Source organism: Janthinobacterium sp. GW456P (assembly GCF_002127655.1).
Taxonomy (GTDB): Bacteria; Pseudomonadota; Gammaproteobacteria; order Burkholderiales; family Burkholderiaceae_D; genus Janthinobacterium.
This window is the reverse complement of sequence record NZ_NEHB01000008.1, coordinates 103,658-128,526: the sequence shown is the minus strand read 5'-3', so window position 1 is coordinate 128,526 and position 24,869 is coordinate 103,658. Positions and strand designations below refer to the sequence as shown.

Annotated in this window: 20 protein-coding genes and 6 tRNA genes; 24 read left to right on the top strand and 2 right to left on the bottom strand. The window is 61.0% G+C overall.

Features of this window, described 5'->3' with window-relative positions; all coding sequences use genetic code 11:
- The first annotated feature begins 10 nt into the window (after positions 1-10).
- From CBW66_RS09910 to CBW66_RS09815, 20 genes are all read left to right on the top strand, one after another.
- On the top strand, positions 11-541 hold the full coding sequence (locus tag CBW66_RS09910; protein WP_139841759.1) for a hypothetical protein: 531 nt from the start codon (positions 11-13) through the stop codon (positions 539-541).
- 66 nt (positions 542-607) lie between these two features.
- Positions 608-1,231: an RNA polymerase sigma factor RpoE gene (rpoE, locus tag CBW66_RS09905; protein WP_170933051.1), complete on the top strand. Its 624-nt coding sequence runs from the start codon at positions 608-610 to the stop codon at positions 1,229-1,231.
- Between the two features lie 72 nt (positions 1,232-1,303).
- On the top strand, positions 1,304-1,627 hold the full coding sequence (locus CBW66_RS09900; protein ID WP_086140337.1) for a sigma-E factor negative regulatory protein: 324 nt from the start codon (positions 1,304-1,306) through the stop codon (positions 1,625-1,627).
- Positions 1,628-1,860: 233 nt separating this feature from the next.
- Complete coding sequence (locus tag CBW66_RS09895) at positions 1,861-3,357, top strand: DegQ family serine endoprotease (RefSeq protein WP_086140336.1); 1,497 nt, start codon at positions 1,861-1,863, stop codon at positions 3,355-3,357.
- A gap of 54 nt (positions 3,358-3,411) precedes the next feature.
- Positions 3,412-3,657: a glutaredoxin family protein gene (locus CBW66_RS09890; RefSeq protein WP_086140335.1), complete on the top strand. Its 246-nt coding sequence runs from the start codon at positions 3,412-3,414 to the stop codon at positions 3,655-3,657.
- Between the two features lie 316 nt (positions 3,658-3,973).
- Positions 3,974-5,767 carry a translation elongation factor 4 gene (lepA, locus tag CBW66_RS09885; protein ID WP_086153627.1) on the top strand — a complete coding sequence of 598 codons (1,794 nt, stop codon included), beginning with the start codon at positions 3,974-3,976 and terminating at the stop codon, positions 5,765-5,767.
- Positions 5,764-6,687: a signal peptidase I gene (gene lepB, locus CBW66_RS09880; RefSeq protein ID WP_086140333.1), complete on the top strand. Its 924-nt coding sequence runs from the start codon at positions 5,764-5,766 to the stop codon at positions 6,685-6,687. The genes lepA and lepB overlap by 4 nt, the downstream gene beginning before the upstream one ends.
- A 92-nt stretch (positions 6,688-6,779) precedes the next feature.
- On the top strand, positions 6,780-7,595 hold the full coding sequence (gene rnc, locus CBW66_RS09875; protein ID WP_086140332.1) for a ribonuclease III: 816 nt from the start codon (positions 6,780-6,782) through the stop codon (positions 7,593-7,595).
- Between the two features lies 1 nt (position 7,596).
- On the top strand, positions 7,597-8,499 hold the full coding sequence (gene era, locus CBW66_RS09870; RefSeq protein WP_086140331.1) for a GTPase Era: 903 nt from the start codon (positions 7,597-7,599) through the stop codon (positions 8,497-8,499).
- A gap of 28 nt (positions 8,500-8,527) precedes the next feature.
- On the top strand, positions 8,528-9,367 hold the full coding sequence (recO, locus tag CBW66_RS09865) for a DNA repair protein RecO (protein WP_086153626.1): 840 nt from the start codon (positions 8,528-8,530) through the stop codon (positions 9,365-9,367).
- Between the two features lie 35 nt (positions 9,368-9,402).
- Positions 9,403-10,164, top strand: a complete 762-nt coding sequence (gene pdxJ / locus CBW66_RS09860; protein WP_086136457.1) for a pyridoxine 5'-phosphate synthase — start codon at positions 9,403-9,405, stop codon at positions 10,162-10,164.
- A gap of 14 nt (positions 10,165-10,178) precedes the next feature.
- Positions 10,179-10,574 (top strand): holo-ACP synthase, encoded by a 396-nt coding sequence (gene acpS / locus CBW66_RS09855; RefSeq protein WP_086136458.1) that lies wholly within the window; start codon positions 10,179-10,181, stop codon positions 10,572-10,574.
- A 13-nt stretch (positions 10,575-10,587) separates the two neighbouring features.
- A complete protein-coding gene (uvrC, locus tag CBW66_RS09850; protein ID WP_086136459.1) occupies positions 10,588-12,480 on the top strand; it encodes an excinuclease ABC subunit UvrC in 1,893 nt (630 codons plus the stop codon).
- A gap of 126 nt (positions 12,481-12,606) precedes the next feature.
- Positions 12,607-13,191, top strand: a complete 585-nt coding sequence (pgsA, locus tag CBW66_RS09845; RefSeq protein WP_034749601.1) for a CDP-diacylglycerol--glycerol-3-phosphate 3-phosphatidyltransferase — start codon at positions 12,607-12,609, stop codon at positions 13,189-13,191.
- 105 nt (positions 13,192-13,296) lie between these two features.
- Positions 13,297-13,372: transfer RNA gene (locus CBW66_RS09840), tRNA-Gly, on the top strand.
- 92 nt (positions 13,373-13,464) lie between these two features.
- Positions 13,465-13,540 (top strand) — tRNA-Gly (locus tag CBW66_RS09835).
- Between the two features lie 71 nt (positions 13,541-13,611).
- Positions 13,612-13,687 (top strand) — tRNA-Gly (locus tag CBW66_RS09830).
- A 54-nt stretch (positions 13,688-13,741) separates the two neighbouring features.
- Positions 13,742-13,817 (top strand) — tRNA-Gly (locus tag CBW66_RS09825).
- An 89-nt stretch (positions 13,818-13,906) separates the two neighbouring features.
- A tRNA-Gly gene (locus CBW66_RS09820) sits at positions 13,907-13,982 on the top strand.
- Positions 13,983-14,024: 42 nt separating this feature from the next.
- Positions 14,025-14,098: transfer RNA gene (locus CBW66_RS09815), tRNA-Cys, on the top strand.
- Positions 14,099-14,228: 130 nt separating this feature from the next.
- On the opposite strand, the gene CBW66_RS09810 is transcribed toward CBW66_RS09815, so the two are convergent.
- Positions 14,229-14,783, bottom strand: a complete 555-nt coding sequence (locus CBW66_RS09810; RefSeq protein ID WP_086136460.1) for an inclusion body family protein — start codon at positions 14,781-14,783, stop codon at positions 14,229-14,231.
- A 452-nt stretch (positions 14,784-15,235) separates the two neighbouring features.
- Here CBW66_RS09810 and CBW66_RS09805 point away from each other — a divergent pair, with 452 nt between their 5' ends.
- Both CBW66_RS09805 and CBW66_RS09800 read left to right on the top strand, forming a co-directional pair.
- On the top strand, positions 15,236-16,723 hold the full coding sequence (locus tag CBW66_RS09805) for a SulP family inorganic anion transporter (protein ID WP_086136461.1): 1,488 nt from the start codon (positions 15,236-15,238) through the stop codon (positions 16,721-16,723).
- 69 nt (positions 16,724-16,792) lie between these two features.
- Positions 16,793-17,245, top strand: a complete 453-nt coding sequence (locus tag CBW66_RS09800; protein ID WP_086136462.1) for a hypothetical protein — start codon at positions 16,793-16,795, stop codon at positions 17,243-17,245.
- A gap of 25 nt (positions 17,246-17,270) precedes the next feature.
- Here the strand turns inward: CBW66_RS09800 and CBW66_RS09795 are convergent, their stop codons facing one another.
- Positions 17,271-18,977, bottom strand: a complete 1,707-nt coding sequence (locus CBW66_RS09795) for a methyl-accepting chemotaxis protein (protein ID WP_086136463.1) — start codon at positions 18,975-18,977, stop codon at positions 17,271-17,273.
- Positions 18,978-19,359: 382 nt separating this feature from the next.
- Between CBW66_RS09795 and CBW66_RS09790 the strand changes: the two genes are divergently transcribed.
- Positions 19,360-21,510, top strand: a complete 2,151-nt coding sequence (locus CBW66_RS09790; protein WP_086136464.1) for a TonB-dependent siderophore receptor — start codon at positions 19,360-19,362, stop codon at positions 21,508-21,510.
- A gap of 281 nt (positions 21,511-21,791) precedes the next feature.
- Positions 21,792-24,863 (top strand): formate dehydrogenase-N subunit alpha, encoded by a 3,072-nt coding sequence (gene fdnG, locus CBW66_RS09785; protein WP_086142903.1) that lies wholly within the window; start codon positions 21,792-21,794, stop codon positions 24,861-24,863.
- The last annotated feature ends 6 nt before the right edge of the window (positions 24,864-24,869 follow it).

Genomic DNA, 24,869 nt, shown 5'->3' with positions numbered 1-24,869 from the left:
CCCATGAAGTATGTCAATCGCGGTAGCGGCTGTCATTCGCACGCCTGTCTGTTTGCGTCTGTTGCAAGCAGCGCTGGGACTGTGCGCCTTGCTGGCCGCCTGGCCCCTGAGCGGCGCATGGCGCGCTGCGGCGGTGCCTGACCAACTGGTGGGCGGCTATGCGCTGGGCTGGTCCGGTGCGTTGCTGAGCACGGCTGGCGGCGTGTTGTTGCTCGCTTTGCTGCGCAGGCGCAGAAAGCCGCAGACGCTTGATATTTCGCCGGTCGGCCAGTTGCGGCTGGCGGTATATCTGGAGCATGGCGGAGCGCCAGGGGCGGATGCCGGCGGGGTGGCGGAGCCGCCCGGTCCGGGGCTGTCGCAGCCGTCAGGACTGCGCCTTTTGCCGGGCTCGACTCTGTGGCCGTCGCTGCTGGTGCTGTGCCTGGCCGATGCCGCCGGGCGGCGCACGCAGTTGCTGGTGCAGCGCGGCGATGGCTGCGCCGCCTTCCGCCCGCTGGCCGTGGCGTGTAGGGCCATTGCGGCGCGGAGCGGGGGTGAATAAAAGTGGGGCGAACACTGAACTTCTTGCAGCGGGCCAACTCTATATCCATACAGACGCCCACGCTGCATGACTACAGGGACATGGGGCGTGAGGACAGAGCGCGAGTATGATCAGTTACTGGTCGAGCGGGTGCAGGCTGGCGACAAACGGGCATTCGATGTGCTGGTATCGAAATACCAGCGCCGCTTGATGCGCCTCGTGTCGCGCCTGGTGCATGACCCGGCGGAGGCCGAAGATGTGGTGCAGGAAACCTTTATCAAGGCATACCGGGCGCTGCGCCATTTTCGCGGCGACGCCGCCTTTTATACCTGGCTGTACCGCATCGGCATCAATACGGCCAAGAATTATCTCGTCACGCAAGGTCGCCGTGCCGCCACGTCCAGCGATGCCGACGCCGAGCAGGCCGAGTCCTTCGATGATGGCAATAAATTGCGTGACAACAATACACCCGAATCGGTGCTGGCCAGCAAACAGATTGCGGCCACCGTCAATGCGGCCATGGATGTGCTGCCCATCGAATTGCGCACGGCCATCGTGCTGCGCGAGATCGAGGGCCTGAGCTATGAAGAAATATCGGAGATCATGGCGTGCCCCATCGGCACCGTGCGCAGCCGGATTTTTCGCGCGCGCGAAGTGATTGCGGAAAAATTGAAACCGTTGCTGGACATGCCGATTGACAAGCGCTGGTAATCTGAAGAGTATGAGGTTGGCATGGCTGCGTCCGGTTTTCGCACCGATCCTCTTGAAATGGCAGGACCCATCATGGATACGCACACACGATTGCACGAGACTATTTCCGCCCTGGCCGATGGCGAGCTGGCGGCGAGCGAACTCGAACTGGCTTTTGCCGCCCTCGACACGGATGAGGGGAGGCAAGCCTGGAATGCCTATCGCCATATCGGTGACGTGCTGCGCTCGGAGCAGTGCGGCCATGCACTGAGCGCCCAGTTCGATGCACGCCTGGCCAGCCGCTTGGCCGCCGAGGCGGCGCCTGCGCATGCGGAACCGTTGCTGCCCCTGTCCGCCCCCATCGTGCCGCCGGGCGCAGCCGAGCCGCTGGAGGCGGGGCCGCTGGCGCAGCGCTAGGACGTTTGCCATCTTATGCCAGGCTTAACGTTCCTGTCGCCCCCTTGACACTGGCCTTCGCTACGATTGACACTGTGTGCAGGCAATATCTTGCTTTTGCGATATATTGTTGCTGCCATGCGCGCTACCGGATGGGTTTGCCACAGGGGTGCCGTCATGATGGCCAATCGTGCACGCAGGCAATCGCCTGATCCGCGTGTTGATCCGTTTATATATTCGAAGAGATCCTTTCCATGAAAAAAAACATGTGTGCTGCCAGCAAGTCGTTTTCAGTAAAGACGCTTTCCGCCTTATTGTTCGGTACCGCTGGCGTGTTTCTGGCTCCCACCATGCTGGGCCTGGCGCCACAGGCGCAGGCCGCCGTGCCGGCAGTGAAACTGCCTGATTTCTCGGACCTGGTCGACGCCGTGGGCCCGGCCGTGGTGAATATCCGCACCACCGAACGCCTGAGAATGGGCGGCGCCGGCGCCGGCAGTCAGGACGAGCAGGAAATGCAGGAATTCCTGCGCCGCTTCTTCGGCGGCGCCATGCCGACGCCGCGCCAGCAGGCGCCGCGTGGCGGCCGCCGCGCCGCGCCGCAGGAACAGGAAGTGCAGCGCGGCGTCGGCTCCGGCTTCATCATCTCGGCCGATGGCTACGTGCTGAGCAATGCCCACGTGGTCGATGGCGCCGACGAGGTCTACGTGACGCTGACGGACAAGCGCGAATTCAAGGCCAAGGTGATCGGCGCCGATGCGCGCACCGACGTGGCCCTGCTGAAAATCGAGGGCGGCAACCTGCCGCGCCTGACCATCGGCGACTCGAACAAGATCCGCGTGGGCGAGTGGGTCATCGCCATCGGCTCGCCGTTCAACCTGGAAAACACGGTGACGGCCGGCATTATTTCCGCCAAGTCGCGCGACACGGGCGACTACCTGCCGCTGATTCAGAGCGACGTGGCCGTCAATCCCGGCAACTCGGGCGGTCCCCTGATCAATATGCGCGGCGAAGTGATCGGCATCAATTCGCAGATCGCCACCCTGTCCGGCGCCTATAACGGCATTTCGTTTGCCGTGCCCATCGATGAAGCCATGCGCGTGGGCGAGCAGCTGAAAAAGACGGGCAAGGTCGTGCGCGGCCGCATCGGTGTGCAGATCGGCGAAGTGAGCAAGGACGTGGCGGCATCGCTGGGCTTGCCGAATGCCAAGGGCGCGCAAGTGTCGATGGTGGAGCCGGGCGGTCCGGCCGACAAGGCGGGCATCAAGCCGGGCGACATCATCCTGAAATTCAACGGCGCGCCGATCGAGCGTTCGTCTGACCTGCCGCGTCTGGTGGGCGGCGCTCCCGTCAACGGCAAGTCCACGCTCACCGTCTGGCGCAAGGGCGCACAGCAGGACATTCCCGTCACTGTCGTCGAGCTGGAAGGCGAGAAAACGGCGAAGAAGGGTGTCAAGGAGCCGGAAGCGCAAGCCGTCAATGCACTGGGGCTGAAGGTCAGCGACGTGCCGGCCGCGAAGAAACAGGAATTGAAGATCGATGCCGGCGTGCTGGTCGAGGATGCCGATGGCGTGGCGGCCCTGGCCGGCCTGCAGCCTGGCGACGTCATCTTGCAACTGAATAATGTTGCCGTGAAAGATGCCAAGCAGTTCAATGCCCTGGTGGCCAAGCTTGATCCGAAAAAGACATCGGCCGTGCTGGTGCGCCGTGGCGACGTAGCGCAATTCGTTTCGCTGCGCCCGTCGGCGAAGTAAGATTCTGATTCACCTGCGTCCCGGCTGTGGCCGGGATGCATTTTTCTCCTTTCCATGCATTTCACCCTCTATTCCCGCAGTTATTGCCATCTTTGCCAGGACATGCTCGATGCCTTGCTGCTGCTGCAGCCGCCCGGCAAACCGTTCACGGTGGACGTGATCGACATCGACGCCTCGCCCGATGCCACGCTGCTGGCGCGTTTCGACGAGCTGGTGCCGGTGCTGTTCGGCGACCTGGCGCAGCCCGAGCTGTGCCATTATTTCCTCGACGAGGCGGCCGTGCGGCGCAGCCTGATGTAGCTTAACTGTCAATATTGACACTGCATTGCACCATTCTGGTGCTGAAAACAGCCGAAAATGTCGGCTTGCCCCGGTGCCGGCCTCATAAGACGGGCTTTCTACTCTGAAATCCGGTAAAATGGGGAGGTCGAAAAAGCTACTGTCCGAGGCAGCAGCTTCTGTCGCTTCAAAAGCGCTCGCCTGGGCATGCAGATGTCCTGCTCGGAGCGCTTTTTTCATCATGAGTGGGGTGCCCGGTTTTGGCCCGGTTTGGCCCGGACATGATCCCCATGATTCTGTTAAAGCAGTGTCGTCAACTTCGCACTTATATTAGTTAATGAACAACATACGCAATTTCTCCATCATCGCCCATATTGACCACGGTAAATCGACCCTGGCTGACCGCATCATTCAATTGTGCGGCGGCTTGTCCGACCGCGAGATGGAGGCGCAGGTGCTCGATTCGATGGATCTGGAGCGCGAGCGCGGCATTACCATCAAGGCGCAAACGGCGGCCCTGCACTACAAGGCGCGCGATGGCCAGATCTACAACCTGAACCTGATCGATACGCCGGGCCACGTCGACTTCAGCTATGAAGTGTCGCGCTCGCTGTCGGCGTGCGAAGGCGCGCTGCTGGTGGTCGACGCATCGCAAGGCGTGGAAGCGCAAACCGTGGCCAACTGCTACACGGCGCTGGACCTGGGCGTGGAAGTGGTGCCCGTGCTGAACAAGATCGACTTGCCGAACGCCGATCCTCCGACCGCCATTGCCGAGATCGAAGACGTGATCGGCATCGACGCGGGCGACGCCGTGCATTGCTCGGCCAAGACGGGCCTGGGCGTGCAGGACGTGCTCGAATCGCTGATCGCCAAGGTGCCGCCGCCGAAGGGCGACCCGGACGCGCCGTTGCAGGCGCTGATCGTCGATTCCTGGTACGACTCCTACGTGGGCGTGGTGATGCTGGTGCGCGTGATCAACGGCACCCTGAAGCCGAAAGACAAGATCCGCCTGATGGCCACCGACTCGGTGCAGCTGGTGGAAGACATCGGCGTATTCTCACCCCGTTCGCAATCCTTGCCGCAATTGTCGGCCGGCCAGGTGGGCTTCATCATCGCCGGCATCAAGGAACTCAAGGCGGCGAAAGTGGGCGACACCGTCACCCTGGCCAGCCGTCCTGCCGCCGAGCCATTGCCCGGCTTCAAGGAAGTGCAGCCTCAGGTGTTCGCCGGCCTGTTCCCGGTGGAAGCGAACCAGTACGATGCGCTGCGCGACTCGCTGGAAAAGCTGAAGCTGAACGACGCCGCCCTGATGTACGAGCCGGAAGTGTCGCAGGCGCTGGGCTTCGGCTTCCGCTGCGGCTTCCTGGGCCTGCTGCACATGGAAATCGTGCAGGAGCGCCTGGAGCGCGAATTCGACATGGACCTGATCACGACGGCGCCGACCGTGGTGTACGAGGTGATCCAGCGCGACGGCACCCTGATCAACGTCGACAATCCGTCGAAGATGCCCGATCCGTCGCGGATCGAGGAAGTGCGCGAGCCTATCGTCACCGTCAMCCTGTACATGCCGCAAGAATACGTGGGCTCCGTGATCACGCTGTGCATCGCCAAGCGCGGCATCCAGCTGGACATGAGCTACCACGGCCGCCAGGTCAAGCTCGTGTATGAAATGCCGATGGCCGAGATCGTGCTGGACTTCTTCGACCGCCTGAAATCGACGTCGCGCGGCTATGCCTCGATGGATTACGAGTTCAAGGAATACCGCGCGGCCGACGTGGTCAAGGTCGACATGCTGATCAACAGCGAAAAAGTCGATGCGCTGGCCATCATCGTCCACCGTTCGAACAGCCAGTACCGCGGCCGCCAGGTGGCTGCCAAGATGCGCGAACTGATCCCGCGCCAGATGTTCGACGTGGCCATCCAGGCGACCATCGGCGCCAACATCATTTCGCGCGAGAACGTCAAAGCCTTGCGCAAGAACGTGCTGGCGAAGTGCTATGGCGGCGACATCAGCCGCAAGAAGAAATTGCTGGAAAAACAAAAGGCGGGCAAGAAGCGCATGAAGCAAGTGGGTTCCGTGGAGATCCCGCAAGAAGCATTCCTGGCAATTTTACAAGTGGACGATAAATGAACCTGCAAGTGATCTTAGGAAATTTCGCTTTAATCCTGTTCGTGCTGATGGTGTTGACGGGCCTGGTCTGGTGCCTGGATGTGTTTTATCTGTCCAAGCAGCGCCGCAAGGCGGCCGACCGTGCCCTGGCCGAGTTCGATGAGCGTCAAGCGAAGTCGTTGGCTGAAGGCATCAAGTCCGATGGTAGCAGTAGCAGCCGCCGCGCCGCCATCGAGGCAGATCTGTTGCGCCAGCCGACCTGGGTCGAGTATTCGGGCAGCTTCTTTCCCGTCATCGCCCTCGTGTTCTGCCTGCGTTCGTTCCTGTACGAGCCGTTCAAGATCCCGTCGAGCTCCATGGTGCCGACCTTGCTGGTCGGTGATTTGATCCTGGTAAACAAGTTCACCTATGGTATTCGTTTGCCGATCGTCAACAAGCGCATCATTGAAGTCAATGATCCGCAGCGCGGCGACGTGATGGTGTTCAAGTATCCGAAAGATATGTCGCAAGACTATATCAAGCGCGTGATCGGGGTGCCCGGTGATAAAATCACCTATGAAAACAAGCGCTTGACGGTCAACGGCAAGGAAGTGGCGTACACCCCGCTGGACGACTACCTCGATGACGAAAGCACGGTCTACCACAAGCAGCTGGAAGAAAACCTGACGGGCGTGAGCCACCGCATCCTCAACGACGAGCCCGCTCCCACGTTGAACTTGCGCGAAGTGAAGGATTTCCCGCACAAGGAGGCGTGCAACTATAACGAAGACGGCTTCACTTGCGTGGTGCCAGCAGGCAACTATTTCATGATGGGCGATAACCGCGACAATAGCGCGGACAGCCGCTACTGGGGTTTCGTGCCGAACGAGAATATCGTCGGCAAGGCTTTCCTGGTGTGGATGAACTTCAGCAATCCGAAACGCGTGGGCGGCATACACTAAGCCGGCCTGGTCTGTAATGGACCAACCATGGCTGCCGCGCCGACTCCCCGCGCGGCGGCCAGCCGAATTACTCAGATGACACAGAAACAACAATGAATCTTCAGCTATTGCAAACCCGTTTAGGCTATACGTTCCAGGATGCTGGCCTGTTGCAGCAAGCCTTGACGCACCGTAGCCACAGCAGTTTGCATAACGAGCGGCTGGAATTCCTCGGCGACTCCATCCTCAACTGCGTGGTCGCGTCCATCCTGTACGAACGTTTCAAGACCATCGACGAGGGCGACCTGTCACGCCTGCGCGCCAACCTGGTCAAGCAGCAGTCGCTGTATGAGATTGCGCAAAAGCTGGAATTGTCGCAATTTTTGCGCCTGGGCGAAGGCGAGCTCAAATCGGGCGGTTTCCGCCGTCCATCGATCCTCGCCGACACCTTGGAAGCTTTGCTGGGCGCCATCTTCCTCGACACGGGTTTTGACGCCGCCAGCACGGTGATCCGCGCTTTCTACATCCCGATACTCGACTCGGTCGATCCGCAAACGCTGGGCAAGGATGCCAAGACCCTGCTGCAGGAGTTTTTGCAAAGCAAGAAAATTTCGCTGCCACAGTACAACGTGGTGGCTACCCACGGCGCCGCCCACAGCCAGGAATTCGAGATCGAATGCCTGGTGCCGAAATTGAACATCCAGGTTTACGGCCGTGGCGGAAGCCGCCGCGCCGGTGAGCAAGCCGCCGCCAAACTGGCGCTGGACGTGGCCGAGCAGGCGCTGTTGAAGTCGCCAGCCGCCAGCCGCAAGCCCAAACCGCGCGCCGCCCAGCTCAAGCTGGCCGGCATTGCCACCATCCAGAGCGACGACGCGCAAGCCCCGGCTGCCCCGGCGATCGCCGCTCACACTAAACAGAATCGACACTAGCATGACAGCCACCAAAATGCCCGACAACTTCCGCTGCGGCTATATCGCCATCGTGGGCCGCCCCAACGTGGGCAAATCGACCCTGATGAACGTGCTGATCGGCGCGAAGGTCAGCATCACTTCGCGCAAGGCGCAAACCACGCGTCACCGCATCACGGGCATCCAGACCTTGCCGGACGCGCAGTTCATCTACGTCGACACGCCTGGCTTCCAGACACGCCACTCGAATGCGCTGAACAAGACGCTCAACAAGACCGTCACGAACACGCTGATTTCCTCGGACGTGATTCTGTACGTGATCGAGGCGGGCACGTTCGGCCCGGCCGACCAGCAAGTGATGGACCTGCTGCCGAAGGAAGTGCCGTGCATCCTCGTCATCAATAAATCCGACCGCGTGAAGGACAAGGCCGTGTTGCTGCCGTTCGCGCAAAAGGTCGCCGCCATGCGCGACTTCGCCGCCATCGTGCCTGTGTCCGCCAAGCTGCATTTCCAGCTGGAAGGCTTGCAGAACGAGATCAAGCGTTTCTTGCCGGAAAACCAACCGATCTTTGGCCCGGACGACATCACCGACCGCAGCGAGAAATTCCTCGCCTCGGAAATCGTGCGCGAAAAGCTGTTCCGCTTCGTCGGCGATGAATTGCCGTACACGAGCACCGTGCTGATCGAGAAATTCGAGCAGGAGGGTGATTTGCGCCGCGTGTTCGCCGCCATCCTGGTCGAGCGCGATACGCACAAGTCCATGATCATTGGCAACAAAGGCGCGCGCCTGAAGGAAGTCTCCACCCAGGCCCGCCTGGATATGGAAAAGCTGTTCGGCGGCCCCGTGTACCTGGAAATCTGGGTCAAGGTCAAGTCGGGCTGGGCCGACAACGAGGCGGGCTTGCGCGCCTACGGCTACGAGTAATCCACAACCCGGGGGCGACACCACACGCATGAGCACCACCACGCCAGCGCTGCACGATCCTGCGCCAGCTTCACCCGTTGTCCCCGCGCCGGCGGCCACCGCGCCGCCGGCCGCACCTTCCGCACCGCCTCCACGGCGCAGCCGTCCGCCCGCGCGCGACGGCCGCGTCGCGGGCCAGCCAGCCTTCGTGCTGCACAGCTATCCGCATAAAGAGACCAGCCTTATCGTCGACGTGTTTACACGCGAATACGGCCGCATCGCGCTCGTCGCCAAGGGGGCCAAGCGGCCCCATTCGCAGTTGCGCGGCGTGCTGCAGACCTTCCAGCCCCTGCAGGCGGGCTGGACGGGCAAATCCGAGCTGCGCATCCTGACGGGCGCGGAATGGGTGGGCGGCATGTTGCCGCTTGAAAAGACCGCCTTGCTGTGCGGCTTTTATTTGAACGAATTGCTGGTGAAATTGCTGGCGCGCGACGATCCGCATCCCGTCCTGTTCGACCACTACGTTGCCACCTTGAATCAACTGGCGCACAATGAGCCGCCGCCCATCGTGCTGCGCAAGTTCGAGCGCGCCCTGCTCAAGGAAACGGGCGTGGCGGCCGACCTGACGCGCTGCACGGGCACGCGCCAGGCCGTCGATGCGGGACAGGTGTACGTGGTCGACCCGGAGCGGGGGCCGCGTCCGGCGCGCGCCGCCGATGCCTGGCCCAAGATCACGGGCAAGACCCTGCTCGACATGGAGCGCGAAGATTATGGTGACGTGGCCACGCAGGCGCAAAGCAAGCTGCTGATGCGCTTTTTGCTGGCGCATCAACTGGGGGGCGCCACCTTGAACACGCGCCAGATACTGATCGATTTAATGCAGCTATAGCGCTTGCGCTACGGCACTTTACGGATACCATCACTATGAGCTTTTTGCAGCCTTCCGGCCCCGTCATCGACCTGGGCGTCAATATCGACCACGTGGCCACCTTGCGCAACGCGCGCGGCACCGCGTATCCGGACCCGATCCGCGCGGCCCTGCTGGCCGAACAGGCGGGCGCCGACGCCATCACCCTGCACCTGCGCGAAGACCGCCGCCACATCAAGGATGCGGACGTGATCGCCATCGCGCCGCAACTGCTCACGCGCATGAACCTGGAAGCGGCCGTGACGCAGGAAATGATCGACTTCGCCTGCCGCATCCGTCCCGCCGACGTCTGCCTGGTGCCGGAAAAACGCACGGAAGTGACCACCGAAGGGGGCCTGGACGTGGTGCGCTACTTCAAGGAAGTACAGGCGGCGGTGCAGCAGCTGCAAGGCGAGGGCATCCGCGTGAGCCTGTTCATCGACGCGGACGAACAGCAGATCGCCGCCGCCGCCGAACTGGGTGCGCCCGTGATCGAACTGCACACGGGGCGCTATGCCGATACGGAAGGCGCGGCACAGCAGGGGGAACTGGAACGCATCCAGGCGGGCGTGCTGTTCGGCGTGGGCCGCGGCTTGAAGGTCAACGCGGGCCATGGCTTGCATTACACCAATGTGCAGGCCATCGCCGCGATTCCCGATATTGCCGAACTTAACATCGGCCACGCCATCGTCGCGCATGCCGTGTTTGTCGGCTGGGAAAACGCCGTGCGCGAAATGAAGGCCATCATGGTGGCCACGCGCCTGGGTCACAGGGCCTGACCAGGGAGCGCAGCATGATCTATGGCATCGGCACCGATATCTGCAAGATTCCCCGCATCGAGGCGGCCCTGGCGCGCCACGGCGAGCGTTTCGCCAAAAAGATACTGGGACCGCAGGAGCTGGAAAAGTTCCGCGCCCGCAGCGCCAAGAATGCCGTGCGCGGCGTGCGTTTCCTCGCCACGCGCTTCGCGGCCAAGGAGGCGTTTTCCAAGGCCATCGGCCTGGGCTTGCGCATGCCGATGACGTGGCCCGCCGCGCAGATGCTGAACCACCCCAGCGGCAAGCCGATGATCGTCTGCAGCGGCGTGCTGGCGGACTTCATGGAGCAGCACCGCCTGAGCGCGCAAGTGACGATCAGCGATGAAGAAGAATATGCGGTCGCGTTCGTGATCGTGGAGCAAGCAGTGTAATAATGAGCCAGCAATGACCGAAGCAAGCCCCGAACCGATCCCAGCATCGACCTTGGCGGAAACGCCGACCGACCCGCGCGCGCAGGTGCTGGCCACCGTCGCCAAGCTGCCGAACCTGCCCGGCGTGTACCGCTATTTCGATGCCGCCGACAAGGTGTTGTATGTCGGCAAGGCGCGCGACTTGAAAAAGCGCGTGTCCAGCTATTTCCAGAAAAACCTGGCCAGCCCCCGCATCGCCATGATGGTCGAGCGCATCGCGCGCCTGGAAACGACGGTCACGCACAGCGAGGCGGAAGCCTTGATCCTGGAAAACAACCTGATCAAGGCGCTGCAGCCGCGCTACAACATCCTGTTTCGTGACGACAAGTCGTATCCGTATCTGAAAATCACCAACGGCGATGCGCCGCGCATGGTGTATTACCGGGGCGCGGTGGACAAGAAAAACCAGTATTTCGGGCCGTTCCCCAGTTCCTGGGCCGTCAAGGAATCGATGCAGATCCTGCAAAAGGTTTTTCTCATCCGCACCTGCGAGGACAGCGTGTACGCGAACCGCACGCGGCCCTGTCTGCTGCACCAGATCGGCCGCTGCAGCGCGCCCTGCGTGGACTTGATCAGCAAGGAAGACTACAAGAACGACGTGGAAAACGCGGCGCGCTTCTTGCGCGGGCGCCAGAGCGAAGTTCTGGCCGACCTGGAAAAGAAGATGCACGCGTTTGCCGCCGAACTGAAATTCGAGCAGGCCGTGGTGGTGCGCAACCAGATCGCCTCGCTGTCGCGCGTGCTGCACCAGCAGAGCATGGAAACGACGGGCGACGCCGACGTCGATATCATCGCCGTGCTGGTGCAGGGCGGGCGCGCCTGCGTCAACCTGGCGATGGTACGGGGCGGGCGCCACCTGGGCGACCGCGCGTATTTCCCCAGCCAGTTCAGCGATGCGGCGGCGATTGCCGAAGAAGCCATCGAGGTGGAAGTACTGGCCGCCTTCCTGGCCCAGCACTACACGGAGAAATTCATCCCCGGCACCCTGATCCTGAACATCGAATTCGACCAGCCGGCCCTGATGGTGGCCCTGATGGAGCAGTGCGGCCACCGCATCAACCTGATCTTCCAGCCGCAGGGGCAGCGCCGCCAGTGGCTGGAGCTGGCGCAGAAGGGCGCCGAGATTTCGCTGGCGCGGCTGCTGTCCGAGCAGGGCTCGCAGCAGTCGCGCACGCGGGCGCTGGCGGAAGCCTTGCGCCTGGAAACGGAAGATCTCGACAGCCTGCGCGTCGAGTGTTTCGATATCAGCCACACGCAGGGCGAGGCGACGCAGGCCTCGTGCGTCGTGTTCCACCACCACGCCATGCAGAACGGCGAATACCGGCGTTACAACATCAACGACATCACGCCCGGCGACGATTACGCGGCCATGCGCCAGGTCCTGATGCGCCGCTATGAAAAGGTCGCCAATGGCGACGGCGTGATGCCCGACGTGGTGCTGATCGACGGCGGCAAGGGCCAGATTGAAATGGCACGCCAGGTGTTCGCCGAGCTGGGACTCGATATCAGCTTGATTGTCGGCGTGGCCAAGGGGGAAGGGCGCAAGGTGGGCCTGGAAACCCTGCTGTTCGTCGATGGCCGCGCGGCGCAGGAACTGGGCAAGGAATCGGCGGCCCTGATGCTGATCGCGCAGATCCGCGACGAGGCGCACCGCTTTGCGATTACCGGCATGCGCGCCAAGCGGGCCAAGACGCGTCAGACCTCGCGCCTGGAAGAAATCGAGGGCATCGGCGCCAAGCGCCGCCAGAAACTGTTGTCGCGCTTTGGCGGCCTGCGCGGCGTGGTCGATGCCAGCGTCGAGGATCTGATGTCGGTGGAGGGGATTTCCACGCAACTGGCGGAAGAAATCTACAGGCAACTACATTGATGGATGATGGCCTGCTGCGGCGCTGTCGCAACCGGACTAGGCTAATACCCCGGGGCCATGTAGACTAGTGGCGCTTTCTTCATGCTTTCTTCATGCTCAATTTACCCGTCGGCCGATTGCTCTCTTATGCCTTTTAATATTCCCATCCTTTTGACTTGGCTGCGCGTGGCCCTGATACCGCTCGTCGTCGGCGTGTTTTACCTGCCGCCGTCGATGCTGCTGCATGGCGACCAGAACCTGGTTGCCACCCTGGTCTTTATCGTTGCGGCCGTGACCGACTGGTTCGATGGCTTCCTCGCGCGGCGCTGGAACCAGACCTCGGCCTTCGGCGCCTTCCTCGACCCCGTGGCCGACAAACTGATGGTGGCTGGGGCTTTGCTGGTGCTGGTGCAGCTGGACCGTGTCAATGCCGTGCTGGCCTTCATCATCATCGGCCGTGAAATCACGATTTCCGCCTTGCGCGAATGGATGGCGCAGATCGGCGCCTCGAAATCGGTGGCCGTCAGCTCGATCGGCAAGATCAAGACGGCTGCGCAAATGACGGCGATTCCCTTGTTGCTGTACCACGAAGTGATCTTCGGCGCGATCGACACCCATGTGTGGGGCGAGAAGCTGCTGTGGATCGCCTGCGTGCTGACCGTGTGGTCGATGTTCTATTACTTGCGCCTGGCCTGGCCGCTCATCAAGGAAAAAGCGGGCAATTTGCACTAAGAACAGGCAGGCGGCTGCTTTATGCGGAATATTTTGCAAAAGACCAGATATTGCCCGTTGACAGCCCCTGTAATCCCTCTATAATGCTGGCCTGTTGTTGATGACGCGGGAGTAGCTCAGTTGGTAGAGCGCAACCTTGCCAAGGTTGAGGTCGAGAGTTCGAGACTCTTCTCCCGCTCCAGTTTTCTGGATCGTGTCATAGGTAAAAACAGCGAATGCAGTAAAAAGTAGTACTGGCGATGTAGTAGAGCTTCTGATACAATGTTGTCCACTGCGGGAGTAGCTCAGTTGGTAGAGCGCAACCTTGCCAAGGTTGAGGTCGAGAGTTCGAGACTCTTCTCCCGCTCCAGTGAATACTGGATCAGCAGTAAAGCAGCACTGGTAAACGGTAGTAAAAAGCAGTAAAATGGCGGTTCGTATGCGGGAGTAGCTCAGTTGGTAGAGCGCAACCTTGCCAAGGTTGAGGTCGAGAGTTCGAGACTCTTCTCCCGCTCCAGCGAAAGCTGAAGCAGTACAGCAAGATGGCAGTAGCAGAAAATAGAAGCTCCATGCGGGAGTAGCTCAGTTGGTAGAGCGCAACCTTGCCAAGGTTGAGGTCGAGAGTTCGAGACTCTTCTCCCGCTCCAGAATTCTAAAGGGAAGCTAAGCTGGCTTCCTTTTTTTATCCGCCGCAACGCAGTCATGCGGCGTGATGAGGCGGTAACCAAGCTCCAATGCGGGAGTAGCTCAGTTGGTAGAGCGCAACCTTGCCAAGGTTGAGGTCGAGAGTTCGAGACTCTTCTCCCGCTCCAGTTTTCAAGGTGGGCCGCAAGGCGCATCCAAGCAGTTCCTCTGGCGAGGTAGCAAAGAGGTTATGCAGCGGCCTGCAAAGCCGTTTAGACGGGTTCGATTCCCGTCCTCGCCTCCAGATGCAGCGCAGTGATTGATGCGCAGATAAAAAAGCCCACTTCGGTGGGCTTTTTTTTTGCCTGTGTGGCTGAACGGCGTCGGCTGCAATTAAATACACGGCTTAAGTTTATTTGATTTCCGGGAAATGACTAACCGACAGTAATCTGTGGATCCCAATAAAAATAACCATACAGGCTTTGCGTCTGGCCATCGTCATTCAGGCTATATACGGCAATATAGACATAGAAATTTTCCGTGCCGGATTTAGATACCTGCGCCGTGAAATTAGAAAAATTGCGCGATTGCTGTATTGCTGGCAAACCATTCGAGGAATCCGAATTCGGCATGGCCGCATTTCTGCGGGTAATGGTATTGGAGACAAAGGTATTGAAGACTTTGTCGCCATTCCAGTAATTGATGCCATACACAATGACGGCCGAATCGGCGTTGTCATAGATGGAAGCGCCGGTGAAGGAGACATAGTCGCCCACGTTGGCCCTGAAACTCAGGTCGGCAGAGCCTTGTCCGCTATTGATGCCGCGCGGATCGGTGGCAATCATGTACTGGCTGGTGTGTGCCAGCCCCACGGGTTTGCTCTGATCAGGGGCGGTCTGACGCGGATGCTGAGCCATGATCAGATCGGTGTCTATTACAACGAGAATGTTGATTGTAATATTGCTGGCATATAATTGCGCGTCGGTCATGATTCCTCCTCGGTTTTCCTACTCGTCTGGCTTTTCGGATGCGCCCCGTTTTTTAATGTGGTAAACAGTCTCCACCGCTGCTGTGTAGAATAATGGAGAAAATTGCATAGATACTATCCAATTGAAACAGCAGTCTTATTTAAAAATATTCCATTTAAATTATTTTTATTTTATAAATACATCTGCTGGAAACATTATTTTCCTGCCCGCATCTGCGTGGCCTAGTCCCGCCCATCCGGCCCGGCCGCATCTTGTATAATGTCTGCAGGTTCAGCCGCACCCCATGGTGCGCTGATGAATCTTTCCTTTTTCGCCAACCCCATGTAGTCGCTGACGATTTTCCTCTCCGTTAAAGCTAGTCGCGGCTCCCCCGCGAAGCCTGCCTGCATGGTTGCGCTCGATGGCTGTCCATTGGACGCGCATTTCCCTGTCCCGACCCTGGATGTGAATCAATGATCAACGCAAGTTTTCGGGAAGAGTGGTTCCCGAACATACAAAAAAACATCCTGGCTGGCCTGACCACCTCGTTTGCCCTGGTGCCTGAATGCATCGCCTTTGCCCTGGTGGCACAGTTGAATCCCCTGATGGGCCTGTATGGCGCCTTCATCATCTGTGCGCTGACGGCCATCTTTGGCGGGCGCCCCGCGATGATTTCGGGCGCCGCCGGTTCCATGGCCGTCGTCATCGTGGCGCTGGTGGCCCAGCATGGCGTGCAATACCTGCTGGCGACCGTGGTGCTGAGCGGCATCATCATGGCGCTGTTCGGCCTCTTGCGCCTGGGTAAGCTGATCCGCATGGTGCCGCATCCCGTGATGCTGGGCTTTGTAAACGGCCTGGCCATCGTCATCGCCCTGTCCCAGCTCGAACATTTTCGTCTGGCCACGCCACACGGTGAAACCTGGCTGCAGGGCACGCCCTTGTATGTGATGGGCGCGCTGGTGCTGCTCACCATGGTCATCGTCTACGTGTTGCCGCGCCTGACAAAAGCTGTGCCGCCGGCGCTGGTGGCCATCCTGGGCGTGGGCGTACTCAGCCATTTCCTGCATCTGCCCACGCGCACCCTGGGCGACCTCGCGCATATCGCCGGCGGCTTGCCGGTCCTGCATTGGCCCGCCGTGCCGCTGGACATGGCCACCTTGCACATCATCTTCCCATATGCGGCGCTGATGGCCATGGTGGGGCTGCTGGAAACCTTGCTCACCTTTAATCTCACCGATGAGATGACGGAAACGCGGGGCCAGCCGAACCGCGAATGCATCGCGCTCGGCGCCTCGAACGTGGTCTCGGGCCTGTTTGGCGGCATGGGCGGCTGCGCCATGATCGGGCAGACGATGATCAACCTGAGCTCGGGCGGCCGCTCGCGCCTGTCGGGCGTGACGGCCGGCGTGATGATTTTATTGTTCATCCTGTTCCTGTCGCCGCTGATCGAGCGCATCCCGTTGGCCGCGCTGGTCGGCGTGATGTTCGTCGTGGCGCAGCAGACGTTTGCCTGGGGTTCCTTGCGCGTGCTGGGCAAGGTGCCGCCGCAGGATGCGCTGGTGATCGTCGCCGTGACGGTGATCACGGTGTTTACGGACCTGGCGATGGCCGTGCTGTGCGGCATCGTGATTGCCGCCTTGAATTTTGCCTGGCAACATGCGCGCGAGATGCGCGCCGACATCGATGATGGCAGCTCGGGCGTGCGCGTGTACCTACCGCACGGCACCTTGTTTTTTGCTTCGACCACGCATTTCCTGGAACTGTTCCAGGCGGCGACCGATCCTGCCCGCGTCATCCTCGATTGCCGCCACCTGCACATGGCCGACCATTCGGCCATCGTCGCCATCGAAGCCTTGTATGAGCGCTACGACAAGGCGGGCAAGCATCTGCAGGTGACGCATCTGTCCGCCCGTAACCAGGCCTTGCTGCAGCGCGCGGGCGTCGATGTGAGCGTGGCGTAAAATAGGGGAAAGTCTGCTCCGCCCGATTTCTCGGGATGGGCGGAATTGTTGAATGTCTGTGGAGTGTGAATGCTGTCGTACGAACAAGAACAATTATTGCAGCAAAGCCAGACGGCTTTTGATGCCTACTATGACGCGCTGGGCACGTCGCTGGTGAATTTTGTCGAGCGCCTGGGCATCCAGCCCGCGCACGAAGTGCTAACCAATGCGGCCGAGTACCTGCCGTACATCGATGCGGCCATGCGCACCATCACCATCCGCGACGAGAGCTGGCAATGGGTGAAAACCATGCTTGGCTACTTTATCGGCGAATACTTCGTGCAGGGTCATGCGGGTTGCTGGTATGTGGAAACGCGGGCCGAATCGCCGCATTTCTGCCGCACCATGGTGGGCGGCTTCGAGCATGGCTTGCCGATGGACGCCGCCATCGATCCGGAGGCGCTGGCGCTGGAATTTCTGGGGCAATCCGTGCCGCGCGAACTGGCGGCACTGATCGCCACAGCGCAAGCCAGCGCGGCTTGATGCCGCGCGGCTTGCCGCAGCAGATTTAAAACTCTTCCCACTCGCCTTCGGCAGGTGCCGTTGCCTTGCTGCTGGCGCGCGTCGCGGGCAGGCGCAGGGCAGGGGCCGATGCCTTGCGGACTGGCGCTGCTGGGGTTGCCGGCGCGCTGCGCTGCGCCGCCTTGGTGGTGAAACGGTCGGTGGCCGCCGCGTTCGCATCGAGGCGGAAGACGCTGACCACCTGTGCCAGTTCGCTCGCCTGTTCCTGCATCGCTTCGGCTGCGGCCGACGCTTCTTCCACCAGGGCCGCATTTTGCTGGGTCACCTGGTCCATTTCGGAAATGGCCTGGTTGACTTGCTCGATGCCGGCGCTCTGTTCTTCGCTGGCGTTGCTGATCTCGCTCATGATGGACGTGACGAAGCCGATGCTTTGCACGATTTCTTCCATCGTTTTGCCCGCCTTGTCGACCAGGTCCGTGCCCACGTCGACCTTTTGCACGGAGTCGTCGATCAAGCCCTTGATCTCTTTCGCCGCCGCTGCCGAGCGCTGCGCCAGGTTGCGCACCTCGGTTGCCACGACGGCGAAGCCGCGTCCCTGTTCGCCGGCGCGTGCCGCTTCCACGGCCGCGTTCAAGGCCAGGATGTTGGTCTGGAAGGCGATGCCGTCGATGACGGAGATGATGTCGACGATTTTCTTCGACGAGGTATTGATCTCGCCCATGGTGGCGACCACTTCGGCCACCACGGCGCCGCCGCGGCTGGCGATGCCGGCCGCGTCGCCGGCCAGTTTATTCGCCTGGCGCGCGTTGTCGGCATTCTGTTTCACGGTCGAGGTCAGTTCTTCCATCGACGAGGCCGTTTCTTCCAGCGAACTGGCTTGCTGTTCCGTGCGCGAGGACAGGTCCTGGTTGCCGGCGGCGATTTCCGCGGAGGCCGTGGCGATGGTGTCGGTGCCGCTGCGCACCTGGCCGACGATGCCCACCAGGCTGTCGTTCATGGTTTTCAGGGCATGCATCAGCTGGCCCGTTTCATCGCGGCCCTGCGCCGTGATGGTGCTGCTCAGGTCGCCTGCTGCCACGGTTTCCGCCACTTTCACGGCGTCGCGGATGGGGCCGGTGATCGAACGCGTAATCCACCAGGCAAAGCCGATACCCATCAGCACGGCCAGCACGCCCATGGTGATCAGGAAGATGCGCGTGCCGCTGTAGGCTTCGATGATGCTGGCGCCGACGCCGTCCGCCGCCTTGATCTGCATGTTGGCGAAGCGCTTCACTTCGGCCAGATAGGCCACGGTGATCGGCGCGACTTCCTTGTCGAACACGACCTTGGCGCCTGCCATGTCGCCGTCGGCCTTCATCTTGAAGGCGCGCGCGCGCGTCGTCACGTAGTCGGTGCGCACCTTGCGCACGACCTTGAATTGCTCGATCACGGCAGGGTTGAGCAAGGACGCGACGATGTCGTCCTGCAGTTTGCTGGAACGCTCCGCATCGACTTTCAAGTCGTCCTCGATCTTGGCGCGCACGACAGGATCGGTGATTTCGAACGAGGCGACGCCGCGCACGCTGTTGAGTTCAATGATCTTCGACCATTCGGCCACCATGCGCTGGTTCTTGATGCTGGTATTGATCAGGCGGTAAGTCAGGTCGCTGGCCGTTTGCATGCGCACGAGGGCGGTGATGGTCAAGGCGGCAAGCAACAGCAATACGACAGCAAAGCCGACGCCAAGGCGGCTGCCGATGTTCAGGTTTTTCATGTAATTCCTAACAGTTTAATAGTCATGATCGCCGCCGCCAGCAGGGGCGGACAGGCGCCGCGAGGCGCAGGGGATCGGGGTCTTCGGGTGCCGCGTGATGGCTGTGCGGCGCGCCGCGCTGAGCGTGGCGTTGGAGGTGAAGCAAGGGGCATGCCGGTCAGGCTGACCGTTGCCCAGCAAGCCGCAAGTATAGCATTGACGCAGGGAAATAGTTTTTTACGGCAATTTTAATTATTTTTTGATATTGATTTCCTGTTGTGTTTTTACATCAAGTACCTAGTCCATAAGTACTATCACTTACAGAAATGCTTACTTTATGCATGTTCGCCTGATAAAATACTAATGATAATCATTCGTATTAAAACATCGACCAGGGAATTGTATGCAGCAACGTCGCAAGCCAGGATTCAAACCGATCACCATCGCCGTACTGGGCGCCCTGACCTTGGGCGCCACCCCATTGGCAGCCTGGGCACAGGAAAGTTTGCCTGCCGTCACCGTGACGGCGGCCAAGGACAAAGACGGCTATGTCGCCGCCACCTCCGCCAGCGGCACCAAGACGGAAATGGCCTTGCGCGACGTGCCGCAGACGATCAACGTGGTGCCGGCCGCCGTCATCCGCGACCAGAACGCCATGTCGATCCAGGACATCATGAAGAACATCCCCGGCGTGGGCTTGTCCACGGGCGACGGCCAGCGCGACCAGGTATTCATCCGCGGCTTCACGGCCATCGGCGACCAGTTCGTCGACGGCTTCCGCGATGACGCGCTGTATTTCCGCGACCTGTCGAACGTCGAGCGCCTGGAAGTGATCAAGGGACCGGCCGCCGTGCTGTACGGCCGCGGTTCCTCGGGCGGCCTGGTGAACCGCATCACCAAGAAGCCCGGCATCGATATCACGGACGTGGCCCTGAGCTTGACGAATACGGCAGGGCGCCGCGGCGAAGTCGACGTGGGCCGCGTCGGCGAGACGGTGGACTGGCGCTTCACGGGTGCGCGCGAATTGTCGGACAGCTACCGCGACCAGCAATTCATCAACCGCACGGCGCTGGCGCCATCGGTCGCCATCCGCCTGTCGGGCGCGACGAAACTGCTGCTGCAGGGCGACTACCTGGAAGACCGCCGCCTGACGGATTTCGGCATCCCGTCCTGGCACGGCCGTCCCGTCGCCGTCGATGCGGGCACCTATTATGGCGCCGCGAATGCCCGCGATGCGGACTTCAGCCAGTCGCGCGTGGTCTCCACGGCCGCCACCCTGACGCACAAGTTCAGCGATAGTTTGTCGCTGCGCAATGCCTTCCGTTATTACGACTACCACCTGGACCGCAACAACACTAACATTTCCGGCAACGTCAACGAAGTCAAGGGCACGATGAGCCTCGGTCACGCCAAGCTCAACCGCGATGAGAGCGGCTGGTTCAACCAGACGGAACTGACGCAAAAGCTGGTCACGGGCGGCCTGCGCCACGAAGTGCTGTACGGCGCCGAGTTCGGCAAGCAAAACAAGGATGCGTCCAGCTGGGCCTCGACCGTGGTGGCGACCAATGTGTCGATCTTCAATCCCGTCCTGCCGCAGGTCAACCGCAGCAAGCTGGGCGCGCGCAGCGATACCTTCGGCACCTATGACACGGCCGCCGCCTATGTGCAGGACGCCATCAGCTTCAGCGACGAGTGGAAGGCGCTGGCCGGCTTGCGCTACGACCGCTACAAGCAGCAGTCGCGCCTGGCCAATGCGCTGGGCGTCACGACGGCGGATTTGTCGCGCACGGATTCGGCCTACAGCCCCCGCGCCGGCCTCGTCTGGCAACCGAGCGCCGTGCAATCGTACTACGCGTCGTGGAGCCGCTCGTTCCAGCCCAGCGGCGAAAACTTCGCCCTGGCCGCCAATAATGCCGACCTGGCGCCGGAAACCACGCGCAACACGGAAGTGGGCGCCAAGTACGACTTGTGGGGCGGCCGCGCCAACGCCACCGTGTCCTTGTTCCGCCTGGAACGCGACAATATCAAGACCAGCGACCCCATCACGAACCGCATCGTGCCCGTCGGCACGCAGCGCACGGACGGCCTGGAGCTGACCTTCAACGCGGACTTGCATGACGGCTGGAAGATGATGGCCGGCTATGCGTATCTGGACGCCACCATTACCGATTCCATCGCGGTCGACAAGAGCGTCAATGCGCCGGGCACGACGACGGCCAGCTCGGTGGCCATCAAGGGCAAGCGCGCCACCCTGACGGCGCGTAACACGGCCAACCTGTGGCTGACGAAGGACCTGGGCCATGGCTTCACGGTGGGCGGCGGCGCGAATGCCGTGGGCAGCCGTTTCGCCAATCCGGGCAACACGGTGGTGCTGTCGGGCTACGTGACGGCCGACGCCATGGCTGTCTACCGCACGGGCCGCTACGAAGTGCAGCTGAACGTCAACAATATCGGCGACACGCGCTACATCGTGTCAGGCCACGGTTCCAGCCCGAACCTGAGCTTGCCGGGCGCGCCGCGCAACGTGGCGCTGACCTTGCGCTACAGTCTGTAATTTTTTGTCGCTCCCCCAAAACCCGCTCGCGAGCGGGTTTTTTTCATGGGGGGCCAGCGATATGCAAGTGCGCCGGGCAGACGGGCATTGTTTAGAGGAACTATTCAGTACCGATAAAATAATGTTGACTATGTGAAACTTTTTCCGGCGGACTGAGCCTTGTTGCAGTTTGGGGGGTAAAATACGCTTATACGGCACAGGCATGGTGCTTATATCTTGGCGATATGACACTACCACGACGCCGTATGACTTTTATTTACTCACATCATAGAGGCCTGAATATGGTTCAGATGTCCAGGCGCCAATTCCTTCGGGTTACTGGCGCGACCATTGCTGGTTCCAGCCTCGCCCTGCTCGGTTTCGCACCGGGCCAGGCGATGGCGGAAGTGCGGCAATACAAGCTGTCTCGCACAACCGAGACGCGCAATACCTGTCCCTACTGTTCGGTAGGATGTGGCGTCCTGCTGTATGGACTGGGCGATGGCGCGAAAAATGCCGTCTCCAGCATCATCCACGTGGAAGGCGATGCCGATCACCCGGTCAACCGCGGCACGCTGTGCCCGAAAGGCGCCAGCCTGGTCGACTTCATCCACAGCCCGAACCGCCTGAAAGTGCCCGAATACCGCGCACCGGGCGGCACGGAATGGCAACCGATCTCCTGGGATGTGGCGCTCGACAAGATCGCGCGCCTGATGAAGGATGACCGCGATGCCAACCTGATCGAAAAGAATGCCGACGGCAAGACCGTCAACCGCTGGCTCTCCACCGGCATGCTGGCCGCGTCCGCCGGCAGCAACGAGGTCGGGTATCTGACCCACAAGACAGTGCGCAGCATGGGGATGCTGACCTTTGATAATCAGGCGCGTGTATGACACGGACCGACGGTGGCAGGTCTTGCCCCGACGTTTGGCCGTGGCGCGATGACGAATCATTGGGTCGATATCAAGAATGCCGACGTGATCCTGGTCATGGGCGGCAATGCAGCAGAAGCACATCCTTGCGGATTCAAATGGGTAACGGAAGCAAAGGCGCATAACAAGGCCAAGCTGATCGTTGTCGATCCGCGCTTTACCCGTACCGCATCCGTGGCAGATTACTACTGCGCCACGCGGACCGGCACGGACATCGTCTTCCTCGGCGCGATCATCAATTATCTGCTGACGAACGACAAGATCCAGCATGAGTACGTGCGCAACTACACGGACATGCCTTTCATCGTGCGCGAAGACTATGCGTTCGAGGACGGCCTGTTCTCGGGTTTCGACAAGGAAAAAGGCAAGTACACCAACAAGGCCACCTGGGATTACGAGATCGGCGACGATGGCTACGCCAAGGTCGACCCGACCCTGGAACACCCGCGCTGCGTCTACCAGATGATGAAGAAGCACTACGCGCGCTACACGACCGAGATGGTCGAGCGCACGTGCGGCGTGTCGGCCGACAAGTTCCACAAGGTGGCGGAAGCATTGGCTTCGACCGCCGTGCCGGGACGCGCCGGTACCATCCTGTACGCGCTGGGCTGGACGCACCACTCGACGGGCGCGCAGACCATCCGCACGGGCGCCATGGTGCAGCTGCTGCTGGGCAATATGGGTATCGCCGGCGGCGGCATGAACGCCTTGCGCGGCCACTCGAACATCCAGGGTCTGACCGACCTGGGCCTGATGTCGAACCTGTTGCCAGGCTATATGACCTTGCCGAACGAGGCCGAGCAGGACTTCGATGGCTATATCGCCGCGCGCGCCACCAAGCCGCTGCGGCCGAACCAGCTCAGCTACTGGAGCAATTACCGCAAATTCCACGTCAGCTTCATGAAGACGTGGTGGGGTGATTTCGCCACGGCCGAGAACAACTACGCCTACGACTACCTGCCGAAACTCGACAAGCCGTATGACTTGATGCAAGCTATCGAGAACATGCACCAAGGCAAGATGACGGGCTATATCTGCCAGGGCTTCAATGTGCTGGCGTCCGCGCCGAACAAGCAGAAGGTCACGGAAGCGCTGTCGAAGCTGAAGTTCCTCGTCATCATGGATCCGCTGGCCGTGGAAACGGGCGAATTCTGGAAGGCGCACGGCCAATACCACGAAGTCGATCCCACCAAGATCATGACGGAAGTATTCCGTTTGCCGACCAGCTGCTTCGCCGAGGAGCGCGGTTCGCTGGTCAGTTCCTCGCGCGTGCTGCAGTGGCACTGGCAGGCGGCCGAACCGCCGGGCCAGGCGCGCAGCGACCTCGAGATCATGTCGGGCCTGTTCTTGCGCATGCGTAGCATGTACAAGAAAGAGGGCGGCAAGTTCCCAGATCCTATCGTCAACCTGACGTGGAATTATGCGCAGCCGCATAACCCGCAGCCGGAAGAAATCGCCCGCGAATTCAACGGCAAGGCGCTGGCCGACTTGTACGATCCGAAAGATCCGACCAAGCTGCTGGTGAAGAAGGGCGAGCAGCTGGCCTCGTTTGCGCAGTTGCGCGACGACGGCACCACCACCAGCGGTTGCTGGATCTTCGCCGGCAGCTGGACGCAGGCGGGCAACCAGATGGGACGGCGCGACAATAGCGACCCGACCGGCATCGGCCAGACCCTGGGCTGGGCCTGGGCGTGGCCGGCGAACCGCCGCGTGCTGTACAACCGCGCCTCGTGCGACTTGAAGGGCAAAGCCTTCGACCCGACCCGCAAGTTGATCGAGTGGAATGGCACGAACTGGAGCGGGGCCGATATTCCCGACTTCAAGGCCGACGAACCGCCGGAAAACGGCATGGGTCCGTTCATCATGCTGGGCGAGGGCGTGGCGCGCTTCTTTGCGCGCGGGGCCATGGCCGAAGGGCCGTTCCCCGAGCATTACGAGCCGTTCGAAAATCCGCTCGGCTACAACCCGATGCATCCGAAAAACCCGCAAGCGACCAGCAATCCGGGCGCGCGCGTGTTCGCCGATGACCGCAAGCTGTTCGGCACGCATGAGGAATATCCGCATGTGGCGACCAGCTACCGCCTGACCGAGCATTTCCATTACTGGACCAAGCATGCGCGCCTGAATGCCATCATCCAGCCGCAGCAATTCGTCGAAATCGGCGAAGAGCTGGCCAAGAGCATCGGCGTCGTGGCTGGCGGCGAAGTGCGCGTCAGTTCCAAGCGCGGGCACATCATCGCCAAGGCCGTCGTCACCAAGCGCATCAAGGCGTTGATGATCGAAGGCAAGCCGGTGCATACCGTGGGCCTGCCGCTGCACTGGGGCTTTACGGGCGTGGCCAAGCCGGGGTATCTGATCAATACCCTGACGCCGGGCGTGGGGGATGCGAATTCGCAAACGCCGGAATTCAAGTCCTTCCTCGTGAAGGTGGAAAAAGCATGATGGGAG

Bases quoted from the DNA above. Each gene is read 5' to 3' on its own strand.
- CBW66_RS09910 (WP_139841759.1), top strand. From the start codon at position 11: ATGTCAATCGCGGTAGCGGCTGTCATTCGCACGCCTGTCTGTTTGCGT.
- rpoE (WP_170933051.1), top strand. From the start codon at position 608: ATGACTACAGGGACATGGGGCGTGAGGACAGAGCGCGAGTATGATCAG.
- CBW66_RS09900 (WP_086140337.1), top strand. From the start codon at position 1,304: ATGGATACGCACACACGATTGCACGAGACTATTTCCGCCCTGGCCGAT.
- CBW66_RS09895 (WP_086140336.1), top strand. From the start codon at position 1,861: ATGAAAAAAAACATGTGTGCTGCCAGCAAGTCGTTTTCAGTAAAGACG.
- CBW66_RS09890 (WP_086140335.1), top strand. From the start codon at position 3,412: ATGCATTTCACCCTCTATTCCCGCAGTTATTGCCATCTTTGCCAGGAC.
- lepB (WP_086140333.1), top strand. From the start codon at position 5,764: ATGAACCTGCAAGTGATCTTAGGAAATTTCGCTTTAATCCTGTTCGTG.
- rnc (WP_086140332.1), top strand. From the start codon at position 6,780: ATGAATCTTCAGCTATTGCAAACCCGTTTAGGCTATACGTTCCAGGAT.
- era (WP_086140331.1), top strand. From the start codon at position 7,597: ATGACAGCCACCAAAATGCCCGACAACTTCCGCTGCGGCTATATCGCC.
- recO (WP_086153626.1), top strand. From the start codon at position 8,528: ATGAGCACCACCACGCCAGCGCTGCACGATCCTGCGCCAGCTTCACCC.
- pdxJ (WP_086136457.1), top strand. From the start codon at position 9,403: ATGAGCTTTTTGCAGCCTTCCGGCCCCGTCATCGACCTGGGCGTCAAT.
- acpS (WP_086136458.1), top strand. From the start codon at position 10,179: ATGATCTATGGCATCGGCACCGATATCTGCAAGATTCCCCGCATCGAG.
- uvrC (WP_086136459.1), top strand. From the start codon at position 10,588: ATGACCGAAGCAAGCCCCGAACCGATCCCAGCATCGACCTTGGCGGAA.
- pgsA (WP_034749601.1), top strand. From the start codon at position 12,607: ATGCCTTTTAATATTCCCATCCTTTTGACTTGGCTGCGCGTGGCCCTG.
- CBW66_RS09810 (WP_086136460.1), bottom strand. From the start codon at position 14,783: ATGACCGACGCGCAATTATATGCCAGCAATATTACAATCAACATTCTC.
- CBW66_RS09805 (WP_086136461.1), top strand. From the start codon at position 15,236: ATGATCAACGCAAGTTTTCGGGAAGAGTGGTTCCCGAACATACAAAAA.
- CBW66_RS09800 (WP_086136462.1), top strand. From the start codon at position 16,793: ATGCTGTCGTACGAACAAGAACAATTATTGCAGCAAAGCCAGACGGCT.
- CBW66_RS09795 (WP_086136463.1), bottom strand. From the start codon at position 18,977: ATGAAAAACCTGAACATCGGCAGCCGCCTTGGCGTCGGCTTTGCTGTC.
- CBW66_RS09790 (WP_086136464.1), top strand. From the start codon at position 19,360: ATGCAGCAACGTCGCAAGCCAGGATTCAAACCGATCACCATCGCCGTA.